1 protein-coding gene is annotated in these 351 nt (G+C 68.1%); it reads left to right on the top strand.

The genetic code is table 11. From position 1 onward, the window contains the following. Positions 1 to 241 (top strand): transposase (locus tag HH310_RS43030; RefSeq protein ID WP_211193347.1); only part of this gene is annotated, 241 nt, incomplete at its 5' end. Between the last annotated feature and the right edge of the window lie 110 nt (positions 242 to 351).

The following is a 351-nucleotide window of genomic DNA, read 5'->3' as shown; positions in this document are numbered from 1 at the left end:
GTCGAACAACCCCAACGAACGCCTGAACAAGGAGATCCGCCGCCGCACCGACGTCGTCGGGATCTTCCCCGACCGCGACGCGATCATCCGCCTCGTCGGCGCCGTCCTGGCCGAACAACACGACGAATGGACCGAAGGCCGCCGCTACTTCGCCCTCGACATCCTCGCCAAAACCCGCACCACACCCACCACCACCGCGGCTACCACCGCGGACCTGCCCGAACTGGAGACCGCCGCATGACCCACTCCAGCGGTGACCCCGCCATCCCCGACCCAGCCGAACGCGCACGACGCAACGCCGCCCTACTGACCGACAACATCGAGACCGGCTTCTGGGACGACCAAGGCCGC

The sequence above is a fragment of the Actinoplanes sp. TBRC 11911 genome, from assembly GCF_012933445.1.
Classification (GTDB): domain Bacteria; phylum Actinomycetota; class Actinomycetes; order Mycobacteriales; family Micromonosporaceae; genus Actinoplanes.
The sequence above is the reverse complement of the archived record's forward strand: the minus strand, read 5'-3'. Positions and strand labels throughout refer to the sequence as shown.